Here is a 17,067-nt window from a genome sequence, read left to right as displayed (position 1 = left end):
TAGTTGGCGTTTGAATAGTGTGCGGGCATGGGTCGCCACCTGTACGGGCCGCAGGAGCTGCAAGAGCGGCTCCGGGTGTCCCGTCAGCGGGTACAGCAGCTCATCCGACGTCCGGATTTCCCGGAGCCGTATGACCGTCTGGCTATGGGTTCTGTGTGGCGTATCGCGGACGTGGAAGCGTGGATCAAGAAGTTCCGGCCGCATCTGGATGAGCCGGACGAGGATTAGCCCGTTCTGGTGTCCGTGAGTGCGCCGGTGGCGTGGTGGATGGTGTGGGCTGCCTCCTGCGGGTCGGTGGTGGCGGTGTCGATGGTCAGGTCCGCGTCGACGGGTGGTGTCTGGTCCCACGCGGTGAGCCGGTCGGCGGTGTCGCCGGTGGCGCGTTCGGCGATGCGGTGTGCGGCGATGTCGCGGGGGCACCACAGGTAGACGACCAGCCACCGGGTCGATGGGGTGGCGTCGGTGACGGCGTGGATGCCGTCGGGTTGGCCCATGTGCAGGACGGGGATGCCGGTGGTGAGCGCCTGGTCCAGGCCGTGGCGGTCGATGACGTAGGTGGCCCCGTACCGCTGGTTGCGCCAGATGATGCCGCCGGCCTGGTCCAGGGCGTCAAGGTGGTCGGGGGTGGTCATGCGGTAGCCGCTGGTCCGTCCCCGGCCGGTTTTGAGTCGGGCGAACAGCTGGTAGGCGGGGTCGATGGCGGCAAGCCGTTCGGTGATCGTGTCCTTGCCGGCCGCTGGTGGGCCGTAGAGGATGACGCCCCGGTTCATGCGGTTGCCGCCGGCGCGGTGAGGATCGCGGACAGCAGGTCTTTGGCCTGCTTCTGCAGGGGGACGCTGGACGCGCAGTTGTCGATGACGGTGTGGGGTGCGGCCGGTCGCATGTCGAAGTTGACGGTGTCGAGGTAGGCGGGCCAGTTGGCGAGTTTGGCGGCGTCGCGGGCCGCGCCCCGGTGGCGGATGTAGGTGTGCATGGTGTCGGCGTCGCAGTACACCCACACGAACAGGGTCTGGGCGTTCATGGCGGTGTGGCTGGCCTGGATGCGGTCGACCCATGCGGTGTCGGTGAACTCGCGGATGAACGGGGCGGTGACGATGGCGCTGTTGCCGCAGGCGACGTTCTCATGGGCGACCGCGATGAGGGATTCGTACTCGCGTGGCCGGACCTTGGTGAAGTAGTCGTCGGACTCGCGGTCGTGGGGTGACAGGCCGAGGAGTTCCAACGCGGCTTCGACGACGGGGCGGGTGATGGTGTCCTTGTCGAGCATGGGCCAGCCGGTTTCCCTGGCGAGGATGCGGCCGAGTTCGGTTTTCCCGCTGCCGGCGTAGCCGCCGATCATCACGACCCGTGGGGTGCGGAGGCGGATGTCACCGCCGCGTGTCTGGTTGGGGGCGTTGACGATCCGCTTGGATCGGGACTTGCTGACGATGAGTCCTTCGTCGGCGAGGATCTTCATCGCTTCGGAGATCGTGAAGACGCTGACGTCCCAGCGTTCGGCGAGTTCGCGGGTGGACGGCAGGGTGTCGCCGTCGCGCAGGACGCCCGCTTCGATCTCGTTGCGCAGGTTCCGGGCCACCTGTTGGTGCAGGGAGTCTGGTCGGCTGAGTCTGGGCTGAGGGGATGTCATGGGGTCCTCTCGCATCGGGCGTCTGTCCGCGTCTGTCCAGGGAATCCTACCAGTTGCCTAACAGATGGTATGCCCATCGTCGCAGGTCAGGGGCCAAGTTTGATCTTCATTCAGCCCTAACAGTTGACCTGGCTACATATCAGTTGTTAGCTTCATGTCGCTGGTCACGCCGACCGGCCAGGCCGAACAGGTCTGTAGAGGTCACCGCTGTGTCTTGTGGAGGAACGCGACATGCAGGCACCCCCTGTCCCGGACCCGACCGAGGTCGGTCCCACCGCCGCCGATCTGGTGGCGATCGAACGTGAGTGGCCGTTGATTGAGGCCGAGTTGGCGTTGCTGGACGCGGAGATCACCGCCCTGTACGCCGATGGCGGGCCGTCGCTGCTTGACCGCCGTCGGGTGCGGCGTGCTGAGCAGCGGGTGATGCGGGAAGCCGCCGCCCTGGGCGACGTCCAGGCCGTGACCGCGCTGCGGGTACGCAAGGCGGTGGCCTGATGACGACGCCAGCGAGCATGTACCCCCGCCCGGTCCAGGAGCTGTTGCCCGCTGCCCGTGCGATCGCCGTCCGTCTCGGTGAGGTTCCGTCGCGGAACCTGCTGATGCGGGAACTGCGGGTGGGTTCGCCGAAGGCGACCGCCCTGCGGGAAGCCCTGAACCGCGAACAGCAGGATCAGGACGGGGGTCAGGCCGAGTCCACCGGTGGGCACCGGGGGTTGCACCTGGTCCGCGACACCACCACCGACCATCCTGCCGAGGTCGACGTACCGGCCCCGGTCGACCCGTCGCCGGAGCCGTCGCCGGTGTCGGTGGACCCGGTGCCGGTCGCCCCGTCTGAGGAGTCGTCGGGCGGGTCCGGTGCGGACCTGCCGTCGCCGGTCGCCGAGGACACCGAACGGCCGTTGTCGCCGGTGGCGGTGGACGGACACCCGGATTCGAAGATCACTCCCGTTGACCGTCGGGTGGGTCGGTCGCCGGTGCGGTCGTGGGTGCTGCTGTTGCTGGCCGCTCCCGCGTTCGTGGCGATCTGGTCCGGCTGGGTGGGCCTGGGTGAGCTGACCGGGTTCGGTGTGGTGCACCCGCTACCGGGCATCTGGGACTCCCTCGCGGTGAACACGGCGATCACGTTGCCGATCGGCGTCGAAGCCTATGCCGCCTACGCGCTGCGGGCGTGGCTCGCCCCCGACGGGGTTCCGCCACGGGCGCGCAGGTTCGCGGCCTGGTCGGCGATCGGGTCGCTGGTTCTGGGTGCGGCCGGTCAGGTGGCGTATCACCTGATGGAGTCCGCCGGGATCACTGCCGCCCCGTGGTGGATCACGACGGTGGTCGCCTGTCTGCCGGTGGCTGTGCTCGGTATGGGCGCCGCTCTGGCTCACCTGCTGCACACCGACCGCCAGCAGCGGGAGCCGTGACTTTGCCCGGCGGCGCGGCCCATGGCCTAGGAACCTTCGCCGCGCCGCCGGCCCTTCAACCCTCAGCATGCGCTTCGGGAAGGACTCTCATCGTGGCATCCACCGCTTCGCCGGACGAGTTGCCGTCCACGGAAATCGTGTCGCGTATCCAGCACACTCCGGCCGGGGCGAAGGCGTGGGTGGAGCGTGACGGGCGCGGCCGGCTGTTCGTCCGCTGCCAGGGCTGCACCCTCTACCGGCAGGTCGACGGTATGGCTCCCGCCCTGGCCGCGCTGGTCACCCATCTACCGACCTGCCCCGCCGACGCGACCGGCGTCGACCCCGGTCCGGTCTGACCGCCCTGTGTGCCGGTGGCGCGGCCGGACGGCATACCCGCCGGCACGCCATCGGCCCCTCAACCTCGCACGTTCCCCCTGGTTCTTCTGTTGGAGGCAACCCCCATGCCCACCCCTGACGACGGTTACGACTGGCAGGCAGCGGAAGCCGACCTCACCACCGACGACAACGGCAGCAACGCCGATGTGGTCGACCTGACCGCCCGCCGCCGCAAGACCAACACCGCCGGGTCGTTCGCCGTTGACATCGACGACGAGAGCGACGACCGCGACGACGACGCCCCGGTCCCGGTCAACCCACCCGCCACCGACAGCGGCCGGTCCCGCCTGGCTGGTGTCGTGGGTGCGGAGCGTCGGCCGATCATCCCCGCCTGGCTGCGCTCCCGGACCGAACTGGCCAACGCCGTCCGCTGGACGGCAGGCCACTACACGCACGTCAGCATGTATCACCTGTCCCGGTCGCCGAAATACTGTGCGCGGTTGGCGTGGCGTGCCCCGTTCGGCGTGGCCCGGCTGCTCGGTCACACGGTCCGGTGGGTGACCGACGCCGAGGGCATCCCCGTGCGCCTGGCCGTGGTCCGGCAGGAAAACGCCGAACTGTACTTGAAGCTGTCCCGGCAGCGTGACGTGCGGGTCCGGTGGCGCGGCCTGGTCCTGACCGCGATCCTGCTGCTCGGCATCCCGACCGTGCTCACGTTGATGGCCCTGGCCGGGTCGTGGCAGCGGTGGGCGGTCCTCGCCGGTGTCGTGGCCCTGTTCGGTGTGGCCGGTACGCCGAAGGACAAGCCGCTGCTGGACGTGGCCGCTGTCAGTCCGCGTGTGCGGAAGCTGTCCGCCGACGTGGTCACCCGCGCGTTCCTCGCGGCCGGGTTGTGCAAGCCGGACGACCTGATCACCTTCCCCGCCCCGATCATGCGCGACGGACCCGGCTGGCGGGCCGTGATCGACCTGCCGTACTGGACGAACGCCGACAAGGCGATCAAGAAGCGGGACCAGCTCGCCGCCGGCCTCGACCTCGACGAGGTCCAGGTGTGGCCGGAACGGGTACGCGGCACCGCAGGGTCCGCCCGCCGCCTGGCGTTGTGGGTCGCCGATGAAGACCCCTACGCCAAGGGGTCCGGCGCATGGCCGCTCATCGCGAAGGGTGGTGTGGACATCTTCGCGCCGTTCCCGTTCGGGCAGGACCAGCGGGGACGCCCGGTCCCGCTGCTGCTCATGTTCACCTCCCTACTGGTGGGAGCCATCCCGCGCATGGGCAAGACGTTCGCCGCACGCCTGCCTGTCCTGGCCGCCGCGTTGGATCCGATCGTTGAGCTGCACATCTATGACGGCAAGGGCGGTCAGGACTGGCGACCGTTCGAACGGATCGCCCACCGCACCGGCTACGGCGTCCGCGACGACGTCGTAGCGGCCCTGGTCGACGACCTACGCGGCTTGGTCGCCGACATGAACCGCCGCTACGACACCATCGCCACCCTGCCCGCCGACCTGTGCCCGGAATCGAAGGTCACCCGGCAGATTGCCGAGAAACGCTCACTGAAGCTGTGGCCGATCCTGGTCGCGGTGGACGAGTTTCAGCGCTACTCCGCCCACCCCGTGCACGGCGACGAGATCGTGTCGCTGCTGACCGAGCTGTGCAAGGTCGGCCCGTCGGTCGGCATCATGATCCTGCTCGCCACGCAGAAGCCAGACGGCAAAGCCGTGCCGACCGACCTGCGCGACAACATCGGCACCCGCTTCGCCCTGAAAACCATGACGTGGCAGTCCTCCGAGGCCGTGTTGGGTGCCGGGTCGTACACCGCCGGGTACGACTCGTCGCGGTTCCAACGCGGACACAAGGGCGTCGGCATCCTGCTCGGCGCGGACGACTCCGGATCGGTCGACGAGGCCGTGACCGTGCGGACCAACCTCGCCGAGATGGCCGACGTCGAGAAGGTCGTCACCCGTGCCCGTGAGCTGCGGGAGCGGGCCGGAACCCTGACCGGCCACGCTGTCGGCGAGACGCCCGAGGCGGTGAAGCACGCGGGGGACACCCTGTTGGACGACATCCTCACCGTCGTCCCGAGCGGTGAGGCGAAGGTGTGGTCAGAGACGGTCGTCGCCCGACTCGCCGAACTCCGCCCCGAGGTCTACGGCGGGTGGGAGACCGGGAACCTCGCCCCGGCGCTCAAGCCGTACGGGGTCACGGTCGGCCGGCAGGTGTGGGGCACCGACCCGGTCACCGGGGAACGCGCCAACCGTAAGGGCATCCTCCGCGACGACATCACCACCGCCGTAACCAAGCGTGACCAACGCCGCAAGGCGGGATAGCCGCTCGCGGGCCGCTAGGTCTATCGGCGACACCCGCTAGACCTAGCGGCACCGCTAGCCCTCGAAACAAACCCCTGCCAGGACGCTAGCCGCCTAGCGCCCCTACCCCCGCACGCCCGAAAACCGCCCGTGGAGGCACCCCGTGGAGTCCCTGACCGCCCTCGCTAGCCTGCTCAGCCCCCTCGCCACCATTGTCACGTTCGGTTACCTGGTCACCTGCGCTATCTGGCCGTTCGGCCCCTGCCGACGCTGCCACGGCACCGGGAAACGCCGCGCCCCGTACGGCAAGGCGTTCCGCCTCTGCTACCGCTGCGACGGCACAGGACGCCGTATCCGCATCGGCCGGCACGTGTGGAACGAGATCCGCCGCGAACACCGCAACGGCACCCACCGATGAACCGCCGCCGGCACCCGCACGGGGAACACACCGACTGGTGCGCCCGTGACCACCGCTGCGGACACGACGGACACCGCTCCCCGTCCATGGTCGTCGACCTGCCCGGCCACGCCCGCGCGGTCCTCACCCGCATCCGCACCGGCGACGGACACGACCAGGCCGAGATACGCGTACGGGTCGCCCTGGCCGACGCCGACCCCGCCGCCCGCCGACAGCTGGCGGTCCTGCTCGCCGACCTGGACGACCTGATCACCCGGACCGCCGCCGCCGGCCGACCCCACCCCCGGCCACGCGGTCACCGCCCCGCCTGACCACCAACCGACGACACCAGAAGAAGGAGGAACGCCGTATGAGTCGACAGTCCACCCACGACCACAACGCGGAACGAGCCGTGATCGGCGCGGCCCTGGTCGCCCCGCACGCCCTGGCCGACCTGATCGCCCTGCTCAGCCCGGACGACTTCCACCGGCCCGCGCACGGGATCATCTGGCAGGCGTTGACCGCCGTGCACGCCACCGGCCAGGCCACCGACCCCATCACCCTCACGGCGTATCTCGCCGAGTCTGGCGAGTTGGGCAAGGTCGGTGGTGCCCCCTACCTGCACACGCTCATGCAGGGCGTTCCCGCCGCCGCGAACGCGGGACACTACGCGCGGATCGTGGCCGACCACGCCGCCCGCCGCCGGGTCGTCGACCTCGGAGAGCGGCTGACCAGCCTCGCCGCATCCGGTGCCGACGTCGCCGACGTGGTGGCGACCGGTCGCGCCCTGCTCGACCAGGCCGACACAGGCGGGTGGGCACCGCTGATCCCGCTCGGCGACCGCCGCCACCTGCCCGCGTTCCCCGCCGAGATGCTGCCCGCCTGGGTCGCCGACATGGTCTACGGGGTCGCCGAGTTCACACAAACCCCGGTCGACCTGCCCGGCTGCATCGCCCTCGCCGCCCTGTCGACGGCTGCCGGTGGCCGCGCCGAGGTGGAGGTACGCGGGTCGTGGCGGGAACCGGTCAACCTGTTCACCGTCGTCGTCCTACCGCCCGGTTCCCGCAAGTCGGCGGTCTTCTCGGCGATCACCGGCCCCCTGTTGGCCGCTGAGAAAGCGTTGGTGGAGCGGACCCGACCGGCCATCGTGGAAGCCGAACTCGCGGCACGAGTGGCGGGGAAGACCGCCGAACGAACGGCGATCGCCGCAGCGAACGCGGACGCGTCCGGTCGTGACACCCTGCTCGCTGAGGCGACCGCCGCCGCGATGAACGCCGACACCATCACCATCCCCGCCCTGCCACAGCTGGTCGCCGACGACGTCACCAGCGAGGAAGCCGCATCCCTGCTCGCCGAACAGGGCGGACGCCTCGCCGTGCTGTCCCCGGAAGGCGGCATCTTCGCCACCATCGCCGGCCGCTACTCCGGAACCCCCAACCTGGAAGTCTTCCTCAAAGGCCACGCCGGGGACATGCTGCGCGTCAACCGCCGGTCCCGTGCCCCGGAACACGTCGAACACCCCGCGCTGACACTCGGTCTGGCCGTGCAACCCGACGTCCTCCGCGACATCGCGGACATGCCCGGCTTCCGCGGCAAGGGGTTGCTGGCGCGCATCCTGTTCTCCCTGCCGGAGAACACCGTCGGACGACGCCGCATCGGAGCCGACCCGGTACCCGAACCGGTCGTCGCCACCTACGCGGCCAACCTCGCCACGCTCGTGATGTCCCTCGCTGAGTGGACCGACCCGGCCGTGTTGCCGCTCACCCCCGACGCCAACGACCGCGTCATGGACATCGAACGGGCGGTGGAACCCCGGCTGGCTCCCGGTGGCGCGTGGTCACACGTCATCGACTGGGGCAGCAAGTACACCGGCGCGGTCGTTCGGATCGCCGGACTGATCCACCTCGCCGAACACCTGCGCGACGGATGGGGAAAACCCGTTCACGCCGACACCATCGACCGGGCCGCCCTGCTCGGCGACTACTACGCCGCGCACGCCCTGGCCGCGTTCGACGACATGGGAGCCGACCGGACCAGCCGACACGCCCGCCACGTCCTCAACTGGATCGAACGCACCACCACGACCGCCTTCACGAAGCGGGAGCTGTTCCGCGCGGTCCGCAGTAGCCAGCTGCCCACCGTCGCCGACCTCGACCCCGCCCTGTCCCTGCTCGAAATGCACGGCTACATCCGCCAGGTCGACGCGCCCCGGACGCGGGCCGGTGGTGGCCGACCGCCGTCGCCCTCGTACCTGGTCCACCCCGACGTGCACGGGCAACCCGCCGCCACCGTCCACGCCCTGCCGGACGCCGTCCGGCGGACCGCCTGATGCCCCGGACAGAACTGACAGAACTGACACAACCCCCTGCCGACCGAGGTTCTGTCAGTTCTGTCAGTTGTGTCCACGACCAACCGGGCCGCTCGACGCCCCGGCCGACGGGCGACAGCAACCGAGGGCCACCACGTCCGCCGGACCGGCCAGCAGCCCAGCCGCACCGGCACAGCCGAGACACCACCGCCGCCGGCCCGCACCGGGCCGAACCCTCGACACGAACCGCCATCAAGCATCACCGGGGAGAAGCGTGAACAGCGCAGATCGCATGGTCCTCACCATCGAAGAAGCCGCCCAACGACTCGGCGTCGGCCGAACCACCATGTACGCCCTCGTGATGAACGGCGAGATCCGGTCCGTCACCATCGGCCGACTTCGCCGCGTCCCCGTCCGCTGCCTCGACGACTACGTGACCGCCCTACTCGGCGACCAGCCGACCGACCAGGCCGCCTGAGAGGGGACACCAGCATGGGACGTAAGCCCAACGGCGCATCCAGCATCTACAAAGGCAATGACGACTACTGGCACGGCCGGGTCACCGTCGGAGTCAAGGACAACGGTCGCCCCGACCGCCGCCACGTCTCCGCGAAGACCGAAGCCGAGGTCACCCGCAAAGTTCGCGCGCTGGAACGGGAACGCGACAGCGGCATTGTCCGCAAGCCCGGCCAGCGCTGGACGGTAGAGAAGTGGCTGACGCACTGGGTGGAGAACATCGCCGCACCAGTGGTGCGGACGAACACCCTTGACGGCTACCGGGTGGCGGTCCGTCGCCACTTGATTCCCGGCATCGGCGCGCACCGGCTTGACCGCCTGGAGCCGGAGCACCTGGAGAAGCTGTACGCGAAGATGATCCGGTCCGGCAGCGCGCCCGGAACGGCTCACCAGGCACACCGAACGATCCGGACGGCGCTAGGTGAGGCGGTACGCCGTGGCCACCTCGCGCGGAACCCGGCAGCCTTGGCCAAACCGCCCCGTCTGCCGGATACCGAGATCGAGCCGTACTCAATCGCAGAAGTTCAGGCCATCCTGCGTGCTGCTGATGACCGCAGGAACAGCGCGCGATGGGCTGTGGCTCTCGCCCTGGGCTTGCGGCAAGGGGAAGCGCTCGGTTTGAAGTGGTCGGACGTTGACCTCAAGTCCGGCACGTTGACCGTTCGTCGCGCCTTGCTACGGCCGAAATGGGCGCACGGCTGCCCCGGTGATTGCGGCAAACGCACAGCCGGAGATTGCCCGCAACGGGTGAACACGCGCCCGGTCGCTGCCGACACCAAGTCGCGCGCTGGTCGGCGTTCGATCGGCCTGCCTGACGCCCTAGTCCAACTCCTGCGGAAGCATCGGAAGGCGCAGAAGGCCGAGCGGGAAACGGCGGCGCAGCTGTGGCGCGATGAGGGATGGGTGTTCGCCAACCCGACCGGGGGAGTGATCAACCAGGCCACCGACTACGACGAGTGGAAGCGACTACTAAAGCTTGCGGGGGTACGGGACGGGCGACTACACGACGCCCGCCACACTGCCGCTACCGCACTCCTGGTCCTCGGTGTCTCCGGCCGCGCCGTGATGGGGATCATGGGCTGGTCCAACTCGGCGATGGCGGTCCGATACCAGCACATGACCGACCGGGTACGCCGGGACATCGCAGAGCAACTCGGCGGGCTGCTCTGGGGCAAGCCGGAACCCTCAGGGGAGGACGATGACGACGGGACAGCAGGGGCCACCGTAGCGGCCTGATGAGCAACTGAGACGAAAACTGAGACGAAGAGCTGCGCGAACGCCGCTGGCCGGTCCCTCAGTGGGACCGGCCAGCGGCGTTGTGGCTGCTCAGCGAGCGGAGGATACGAGATTCGAACTCGTGAGGGTGTGAACCCAACACGCTTTCCAAGCGTGCGCCCTAGGCCTCTAGGCGAATCCTCCGCACGACACGATACAGGCTGCGGACGTGGCGGTCAGCACGGGCCGGGGTCGCCGACGGCCGCCCACCGCCCGGGGTACAGTGGGGCCAACCCCTCGTGCGGCGTGCATCTCGTGAACCTCCCCAGGGCCGGAAGGCAGCAAGGATAAGCGAGCTCTGGCGGGTGCACGGGGGGCCCTTTCGTCTCCGGGCCGGCCGGGGGACCTGCCCCGGGGTGGCGGTCGCCGGCCCGCCCGCGCAGAATGGCTCCCGGCGTGGAACCCTGCCCGGTCGAGAGGAGGCGGTGAGGGTGGCACTGGCGCTCTACCGCAAGTACCGGCCGAGGACGTTCGCCGAGGTCATCGGCCAGGAGCACGTCACCGAGCCGTTGTCGCAGGCGTTGCGGACCGGGCGGCTCAACCACGCGTACCTCTTCTCCGGGCCGCGCGGTTGCGGCAAGACCTCCAGCGCCCGGATCCTGGCCCGCTCGCTCAACTGCGAGCAGGGGCCGACGCCGGAGCCGTGCGGCAAGTGCGACTCGTGCCGCGCCCTGGCCGCCGACGGCGGCGGCTCGATCGACGTCATCGAGATCGACGCGGCCAGCCACGGCGGTGTCGACGACGCCCGTGAGCTGCGCGAACGCGCCTTCTTCGCGCCGGCCAGCAGCCGGTTCAAGATCTACGTCATCGACGAGGCGCACATGGTCTCGTCGGCCGGCTTCAACGCGCTGCTCAAGCTGGTCGAGGAGCCGCCGGACTACGTCAAGTTCATCTTCGCCACCACTGAGCCGGAGAAGGTCCTCGGCACGATCAAGTCGCGGACCCACCACTACCCGTTCCGGCTGATCCCGCCGGGGGTGCTGCGGCCGTACCTGGAGCAGCTCTGCTCCGCCGAGGGTGTCAAGGTCGACCCGGCGGTCTTCCCGCTGGTGGTGCGGGCTGGCGGCGGCAGCGCCCGGGACAGCCTGTCGGTGCTCGACCAGTTGATCGCCGGTGCCGGCCCGGAGGGGGTCAGCTACCCACGGGCGGTGGCCCTGCTCGGCGTCACCGACAGCGCCCTGCTGGACGAGATGTGTGACGCCCTCGCCGCCGGTGACGGTGCCGCCGCCTACGCAACCGTCGACCGGGTCGCCGAGGCCGGGCACGACCCCCGCCGGTTCGCCTCCGACCTGTTGGAGCGGTTGCGGGACCTGATCGTGCTGCAGCAGGTGCCGGACGCGGTCAGCAAAGGGCTGATCGACGGGCCACCCGACCAGATCGACCGGATGACCGCCCAGGCCGAGCGGCTCGGCCCGGCGACGCTGTCGCGGTGCGCCGACACGGTGCACAACGGCCTGGTGGAGATGCGCGGCACCACCGCGCCACGGCTGCTGCTGGAGCTGGTCTGCGCTCGGATGCTGCTGCCCGGGGCCGAGGAGTCGACGGGGGCGCTGCTGCAGCGGATGGAGCGGATGGAGCGTCGGCTGGCAGCCGGCGTACCGGTGGCTGCCGCTGCTGCTGCACCGGTGACCGTCGCTCCCGCCGCCGCGCCGACCGCCGGCACCGCCGTGGCACCGGCCGGACCGCCGGCCGCGACGCCCGCCGCTGCCGTGCCGGCTGCGCCGCCGGCGGTTGAGCGGCCACCGGCCGCCGCGCCGGCCGTACCGCCGGAAGCGGTGATGCCCGACCCGGCCGTCGCCGAGCCGCAGCCGGCCCCGGCCGCGCCGGGCGCCCTCGACGCGGCAACCGTCCGGCGGTCCTGGGACCAGATCCTCGCCATGGTCGGCAACCGGAGCAAGCGAGCCGCCGCGGTGGTCCGCGAGGCGACGGTACGCGACGTCGACGGCGACGTGCTGGTGCTGACCTTCCGGCACAGCGTGCACGCCACCATGCTGTCCGCCTCGCCGGACCTGCTGCTCGAAGCCGTCTACGAGACGCTCGGGGTCCGGTGGCAGATCCGCTGCGAGACCGCCGGTGCGGCGTCCGGTCCGGCCCGGGCCAGCGCCGCCCGGTCGGGCCCGGCGTCACCCGCCGCCGGTCCACCTGCCAACGGTCCGGCCACCGCTGGCCCGCCGGCCGCCACCCGGTCGGCGGCGGCCAGCGCCGCCCGCGCGGCGGCTTCGGGCGGCGGGGCTGCCGGCCGGCCGGGTGCGAGTCGCCCGGGTGGTCGCCAGCCGGCCGGCGGCGGTGACGACTCCGACTGGCCCGAACCGGCCCGACCGGGCGGCGGCGACGCCCCGCCGGTGAACGACGGCCCGTCCGGTAGTGGCCCACCGCCGGGCGGCACCCGGCAGGCAGCTGACGGTGCCCGGCCGGGTGGTGGGGGCCCGTCCACCGGCCCTGGGCCGGGACAACGGTCGGCACCGACGCAGCAGAGCGGCCCGGGGCAGCAGAACGGCCCGGCGTCGCGGTCGGTCGGTCGGCCGGCGACCGCGACGGCTGGCCGACCGGCACCGTCGGCGGGGGGCGGTGTCTGGGCCGACGGGTCGTCCGCCGAGGAGCCGCCGTACGACCCGGACTACGACGGGCCGGTGCGGTCCGGCGCCGCGTCCGGTCCGCCGCGCGGCCCCGTCTATGAGGGCTTCGACCCGGGTGACGAGCCGCTGGACGAGGTGGTGGACGAGCAGACCGCCCGGCAGAGCAGCGAGGAGCAGGCGATGCAGTTGCTGCGCCAGGCGCTCGGCGCGGAGAAGATCGGCGAGATCGATTCGCGGTGACCGGAACCGATCCGCGGTGACCAGGTGTGCGGCTTCCGTGCCGGGCGCTGCGGATCCGGCGGGACGGACTAGGCTGGCCACGGTCCGGCCACACTGATCGAAGGAGCGGTGCCGTGCGCCCCGGTGGACAGCCCAACATGCAGCAGATGCTGAAGCAGGCGCAGAAGATGCAGCAGCAGATGGCGACCGCCCAGGCTGAGCTGGCTGAGGCGGAGGTCACCGGTGTGGCCGGCGGAGGGCTGGTCACGGCGACCCTTTCCGGCGTCGGCGAGATCCGGTCAATCAAGATCGACCCCAGTGCGGTGGACCCGGCGGACGTGGAGACGCTGGAGGATCTGGTGCTGGCCGCGGTCCGCAACGGCAACGACGAGGTCCGCAAGCTGACCGAGGAGAAGATGGGCCCGGTCACGGGCGGCCTCGGCGGTCTCGGACTACCCGGGTTCTGAGCCGCCGCAGATGTACGAAGGCGCTATCCAGGACCTGATCGACGAGCTGGGCCGGCTGCCCGGCGTGGGGCCGAAGAGCGCCCAGCGGATCGCGTTCCACATTCTCTCCGCCGACCCGGCGGACGTCACCCGGCTGGCCACCGCGCTGCGCCGGGTCAAGGATCTGGTCAAGTTCTGCACGGTGTGTTTCAACGTGGCCGAGACCGAGCACTGCCGGATCTGCCGCGACCAGCGGCGCAGTGACGACGTGCTGTGTGTGGTCGAGGAGCCGAAGGACGTCGTGGCGATCGAGCGCACCGGTGAGTTCCGGGGGCGCTACCACGTGCTCGGTGGGGCGATCAATCCGTTGGAGGGGGTCGGCCCGGACAACCTGCGGATCCGGGAGCTGATGCTGCGGTTGGGTTCGGGGACGGTCAAGGAGCTGATCCTGGCCACCGACCCGAACACCGAGGGTGAGGCGACCGCGACCTATCTGGCGCTGATGGTGAAGCCGATGGGGATCGCGGTGTCCCGGTTGGCCAGTGGTCTGCCGGTCGGCGGCGACCTGGAGTACGCCGACGAGATCACCCTGGGCCGGGCGTTCGAAGGCCGGCGTTCGGTCTGACACCGGGCCGGCGAAACACACGAAACATGTAACAACTTGGTATAGCTCAATCTCGGACATATCTGGCCTATCATCGGCGCTGTAGGGTTCGATCGTCGTTGACGGGACAGTTAAGACACGATCCGGTACCAACCGCGTTCCGGCTGGTTTCCGGTCGCGCCGAACGCCGGCTAAGGTCTCGCCATCGGTGACCCCCGTCACTACGTTGTCCGTACCCAAAGGACGAGGTGAAGCACCCATGCGTGCACCCAGGCCGAAGGCCGCCATCGCGGCCGTCGCGGTCGCGGCGCTGGCCCTAGCCGGCTGCGCCGAGAGCGAGCGTGACGACTCCGGCGACTCCAGCGATGCCACCCTGGTCTTCGGCGTAGCCGGCGACCCGAAGGTCCTCGACCCCAGCTTCGCCAGCGACGGCGAATCGCTGCGGGTGGCCCGGCAGATGTTCGAGACCCTGGTCCGTCCCGAAGAGGGCGGTACGGCGATCACACCCGGTCTGGCCGAGAGCTGGACCCCGGACGAGTCCGGTACCGTTTGGACGTTCAAGCTGAAGTCCGGCGTCAAGTTCCACGACGGCACCGACTTCAACGCCGAGGCGGTCTGTGTCAACTTCGACCGCTGGTACAACGCGACCGGCCTGATGCAGAGCCCCGACGTCACCGCCTACTGGCAGGACGTGATGGGCGGCTTCGCCAACAACGAGAGCGAAGACCTGCCGGAGAGCCTGTTCGAGTCGTGCACCGTGGTCGACGACACCACCGTCGACCTGGCCTTCACCCGGGTCTCCAGCAAGATCCCGGCGGCCCTGATGCTGCCGTCGTTCTCCATCCACTCGCCGGCCGCGCTGGAGGAGCACAACGCCAGCGACGTGACCGGCAGCGCCGACGACATCTCCTACCCGGCGTACGCGTTGGAGCACCCCACCGGCACCGGGCCGTTCAAGTTCGACAGCTGGGACATCGCCAACAAGACCCTCACCCTGGTCCGCAACGAGGACTACGCCGGTGAGAAGGCGAAGGTCAAGACGCTGATCTTCCGGACCATCTCCGACGAGAACGCCCGCAAGCAGGAGCTGCGCAACGGCGGCATCCAGGGCTACGACCTGGTCGGCCCGGCCGACGTGCAGCCGCTCAAGGACGACGGCTTCAACGTGCTCACCCGCCCGGCGTTCAACGTCCTCTACCTGGCGATGAACCAGCAGGGCAACCCGGCACTGGCCGACATCCGGGTCCGGCAGGCGATCGCCCACGCGCTGAACCGTCAGGCGCTGGTCGACTCGAAGATGCCGCCGGGGGCCGAGGTCGCCACCCAGTTCGTCCCGCCGACCGTCGAGGGCTGGAACTCCGACGTCACCACCTACGACTACGACGTGGCGAAGGCCAAGGAGCTGCTGGCCGAGGCCGGCCACTCGGACCTGGCGCTGCGGTTCCACTACCCGACCGAGGTCACCCGGCCGTACATGCCGAACCCGAAGGACATCTTCGAGCTGCTCGCCGCCGACCTGCGGGAGGCCGGGATCACCGTCGAACCGATCCCGCTGAAGTGGTCGCCGGACTACCTCAACGCCACCACCTCCGGCAACGCGCACGACCTGCACCTGCTCGGCTGGACCGGTGACTACGGCGACGCCTACAACTTCATCGGTACGTTCTTCGACCGGCCGAAGGACGAATGGGGCTACGACAACCCGGACCTGTTCGCCAAGTTCGCCGAGGCCGACGGCACCGCCGACATCGAGGCCCGCTACGAGCTGTACCAGGGCATCAACGCCGACATCATGGAGTTCCTGCCGGGTGTGCCGGTCTCGCACTCCCCGCCGGCGATCGTCTTCGCCGAGGACGTGATCGGGGTGCAGGCCAGCCCGCTCACCGACGAGCGGTTCGCCACCGCCGAGTTCAAGTCCTGAATCCACGAGTGGACCAGCGAGATCCACGAGTGAACTAGCGAACGGAACGAGGGCGGGCGTCAGCCGCCACCCGGGCCACCAGTCCGGGTGGCGGCGGCGCCCGCCCACGCGACCCTCCACACCCCCTGCCGAGGCACCGTGTTCCGCTTCATCGTCCGACGACTGCTCCAACTCGTACCCACGCTGTTCGGTCTCTCCCTGCTGCTGTTCATCTGGCTGCACCGACTGCCCGGCGGCCCGGAGTCCGCGATCCTCGGTGAACGCGGCACCCCGGAGATGCGCGCGGCGATCCGCCGCAACCTCGGGCTCGACGAGCCGATCCTGATCCAGTACGGCCGGTTCATGAAGCGGCTGCTGCAGTTCGACCTCGGCACCTCGATCTCCACCAAACGTGAGGTCACCACCGAGTTCCTGCAACGCTTCCCGGGCACCGTGGAGCTGACCGCCGCAGCCATGCTGATCGCGATCGGGGTCGGCATCCCGCTCGGCTACCTGGCCGCCCGCCGCCGCGGCACCCTGCTCGACCATGGATCGGTCGCCGGGTCGCTGATCGGCATCTGCGTCCCGGTCTTCTTCCTGGCGTACGTGCTGAAGGCGATCTTCGCGGTGAACCTCGGCTGGTTCCCGTCCAGCGGCCGGCAGGACCCCCGCATCGACGCCACCCGGGTGACCAACTTCTTCGTCCTGGACGGACTGCTGACCCGGGAGTGGGACGCCTCGCTCAACGCGCTGTGGCACCTGGTGCTGCCAGGGTTGGCCCTGGCCAGCATTCCGCTGGCGATCATCGTCCGGATCACCCGGGCCAGCGTGCTGGAGGTGCTCGGCGAGGACTTCGTCCGTACCGCCCAGGCCAAGGGCCTGACCGGCCGGGTGATCCGCCGCCGGCACGTGCTGCGCAACGCGATGCTGCCGGTGGCCACCAGCATCGGCCTGCTCACCGGCGGGCTGCTGTCCGGTGCGGTGCTCACCGAGACCGTGTTCGCCTTCGGCGGCATCGGCGCCTTCGTCGCCGACGCCATCAGCCAGCGGGACTACCCCGTACTGCAGGGCTTCATCCTGATCATCGCGTTGGTCTACGTACTGGTGAACCTGTTGGTGGACATCTCCTACACCTTCATCGACCCGAGGGTGCGGGTCCGGTGAGC

General features: G+C 70.1%; 17 protein-coding genes, 1 tRNA gene and 1 other RNA gene. 16 read left to right on the top strand and 3 right to left on the bottom strand.

The window, feature by feature from the left end; all coding sequences use genetic code 11:
- Positions 1–27: 27 nt before the first annotated feature.
- Positions 28–228: a helix-turn-helix domain-containing protein gene (locus O7543_RS18175; protein WP_278171234.1), complete on the top strand. Its 201-nt coding sequence runs from the start codon at positions 28–30 to the stop codon at positions 226–228.
- On the opposite strand, the gene O7543_RS18170 is transcribed toward O7543_RS18175, so the two are convergent.
- Both O7543_RS18170 and O7543_RS18165 read right to left on the bottom strand, forming a co-directional pair.
- Positions 225–770, bottom strand: coding sequence for a kinase (locus O7543_RS18170; RefSeq protein WP_281552747.1), 546 nt, complete (start codon positions 768–770; stop codon positions 225–227). The two genes, O7543_RS18175 and O7543_RS18170, sit on opposite strands and share 4 nt — an antisense overlap.
- Positions 767–1,576 (bottom strand): GntR family transcriptional regulator, encoded by an 810-nt coding sequence (locus O7543_RS18165; protein WP_281552748.1) that lies wholly within the window; start codon positions 1,574–1,576, stop codon positions 767–769. The genes O7543_RS18170 and O7543_RS18165 overlap by 4 nt, the downstream gene beginning before the upstream one ends.
- 282 nt (positions 1,577–1,858) lie before the next feature.
- Here O7543_RS18165 and O7543_RS18160 point away from each other — a divergent pair, with 282 nt between their 5' ends.
- From O7543_RS18160 to O7543_RS18120, 9 genes are all read left to right on the top strand, one after another.
- Positions 1,859–2,122, top strand: coding sequence for a DUF6284 family protein (locus tag O7543_RS18160; protein ID WP_278171230.1), 264 nt, complete (start codon positions 1,859–1,861; stop codon positions 2,120–2,122).
- Complete coding sequence (locus tag O7543_RS18155; RefSeq protein WP_281552749.1) at positions 2,122–3,036, top strand: ABC transporter permease; 915 nt, start codon at positions 2,122–2,124, stop codon at positions 3,034–3,036. The genes O7543_RS18160 and O7543_RS18155 overlap by 1 nt, the downstream gene beginning before the upstream one ends.
- Before the next feature lie 92 nt (positions 3,037–3,128).
- On the top strand, positions 3,129–3,371 hold the full coding sequence (locus tag O7543_RS18150) for a hypothetical protein (RefSeq protein WP_281552750.1): 243 nt from the start codon (positions 3,129–3,131) through the stop codon (positions 3,369–3,371).
- 105 nt (positions 3,372–3,476) lie between these two features.
- Positions 3,477–5,681 carry a cell division protein FtsK gene (locus O7543_RS18145; RefSeq protein WP_281552751.1) on the top strand — a complete coding sequence of 735 codons (2,205 nt, stop codon included), beginning with the start codon at positions 3,477–3,479 and terminating at the stop codon, positions 5,679–5,681.
- Positions 5,682–5,823: 142 nt separating this feature from the next.
- Positions 5,824–6,078, top strand: a complete 255-nt coding sequence (locus O7543_RS18140; RefSeq protein WP_348650022.1) for a hypothetical protein — start codon at positions 5,824–5,826, stop codon at positions 6,076–6,078.
- On the top strand, positions 6,075–6,389 hold the full coding sequence (locus O7543_RS18135) for a hypothetical protein (RefSeq protein ID WP_281552752.1): 315 nt from the start codon (positions 6,075–6,077) through the stop codon (positions 6,387–6,389). The genes O7543_RS18140 and O7543_RS18135 overlap by 4 nt, the downstream gene beginning before the upstream one ends.
- Before the next feature lie 38 nt (positions 6,390–6,427).
- Positions 6,428–8,386, top strand: coding sequence for a DUF3987 domain-containing protein (locus O7543_RS18130; RefSeq protein WP_281567163.1), 1,959 nt, complete (start codon positions 6,428–6,430; stop codon positions 8,384–8,386).
- A 253-nt stretch (positions 8,387–8,639) separates the two neighbouring features.
- Positions 8,640–8,843, top strand: a complete 204-nt coding sequence (locus O7543_RS18125) for a helix-turn-helix domain-containing protein (protein ID WP_281550885.1) — start codon at positions 8,640–8,642, stop codon at positions 8,841–8,843.
- A 14-nt stretch (positions 8,844–8,857) separates the two neighbouring features.
- Complete coding sequence (locus O7543_RS18120; protein WP_281552754.1) at positions 8,858–10,117, top strand: site-specific integrase; 1,260 nt, start codon at positions 8,858–8,860, stop codon at positions 10,115–10,117.
- Positions 10,118–10,215: 98 nt separating this feature from the next.
- Here O7543_RS18120 and O7543_RS18115 read toward each other — a convergent pair.
- Positions 10,216–10,300 (bottom strand) — tRNA-Ser (locus O7543_RS18115).
- Positions 10,301–10,387: 87 nt separating this feature from the next.
- On the opposite strand from O7543_RS18115, the gene ffs reads away from it, so the two are divergent.
- The 6 genes from ffs to O7543_RS18085 all read left to right on the top strand — a co-directional run bounded on the left by ffs (position 10,388) and on the right by O7543_RS18085 (position 17,065).
- Positions 10,388–10,478, top strand: an RNA gene (ffs, locus tag O7543_RS18110) — signal recognition particle sRNA small type.
- Between the two features lie 109 nt (positions 10,479–10,587).
- Positions 10,588–12,972 (top strand): DNA polymerase III subunit gamma and tau, encoded by a 2,385-nt coding sequence (locus O7543_RS18105; protein ID WP_281567497.1) that lies wholly within the window; start codon positions 10,588–10,590, stop codon positions 12,970–12,972.
- A 137-nt stretch (positions 12,973–13,109) separates the two neighbouring features.
- Positions 13,110–13,418 carry a YbaB/EbfC family nucleoid-associated protein gene (locus O7543_RS18100; protein ID WP_281555792.1) on the top strand — a complete coding sequence of 103 codons (309 nt, stop codon included), beginning with the start codon at positions 13,110–13,112 and terminating at the stop codon, positions 13,416–13,418.
- 10 nt (positions 13,419–13,428) lie between these two features.
- Complete coding sequence (gene recR, locus O7543_RS18095) at positions 13,429–14,022, top strand: recombination mediator RecR (RefSeq protein WP_123603876.1); 594 nt, start codon at positions 13,429–13,431, stop codon at positions 14,020–14,022.
- A 238-nt stretch (positions 14,023–14,260) separates the two neighbouring features.
- Entirely contained in the window at positions 14,261–15,922 is a 1,662-nt protein-coding gene (locus tag O7543_RS18090; protein WP_281567162.1) for an ABC transporter substrate-binding protein, read from the top strand.
- Between the two features lie 138 nt (positions 15,923–16,060).
- Positions 16,061–17,065 carry an ABC transporter permease gene (locus O7543_RS18085; protein ID WP_123605098.1) on the top strand — a complete coding sequence of 335 codons (1,005 nt, stop codon included), beginning with the start codon at positions 16,061–16,063 and terminating at the stop codon, positions 17,063–17,065.
- The last annotated feature ends 2 nt before the right edge of the window (positions 17,066–17,067 follow it).

The organism is Solwaraspora sp. WMMA2080, assembly GCF_027497395.1.
Lineage (GTDB): Bacteria > Actinomycetota > Actinomycetes > Mycobacteriales > Micromonosporaceae > Micromonospora_E.
The sequence above is the reverse complement of the archived record's forward strand: the minus strand, read 5'-3'. Positions and strand labels throughout refer to the sequence as shown.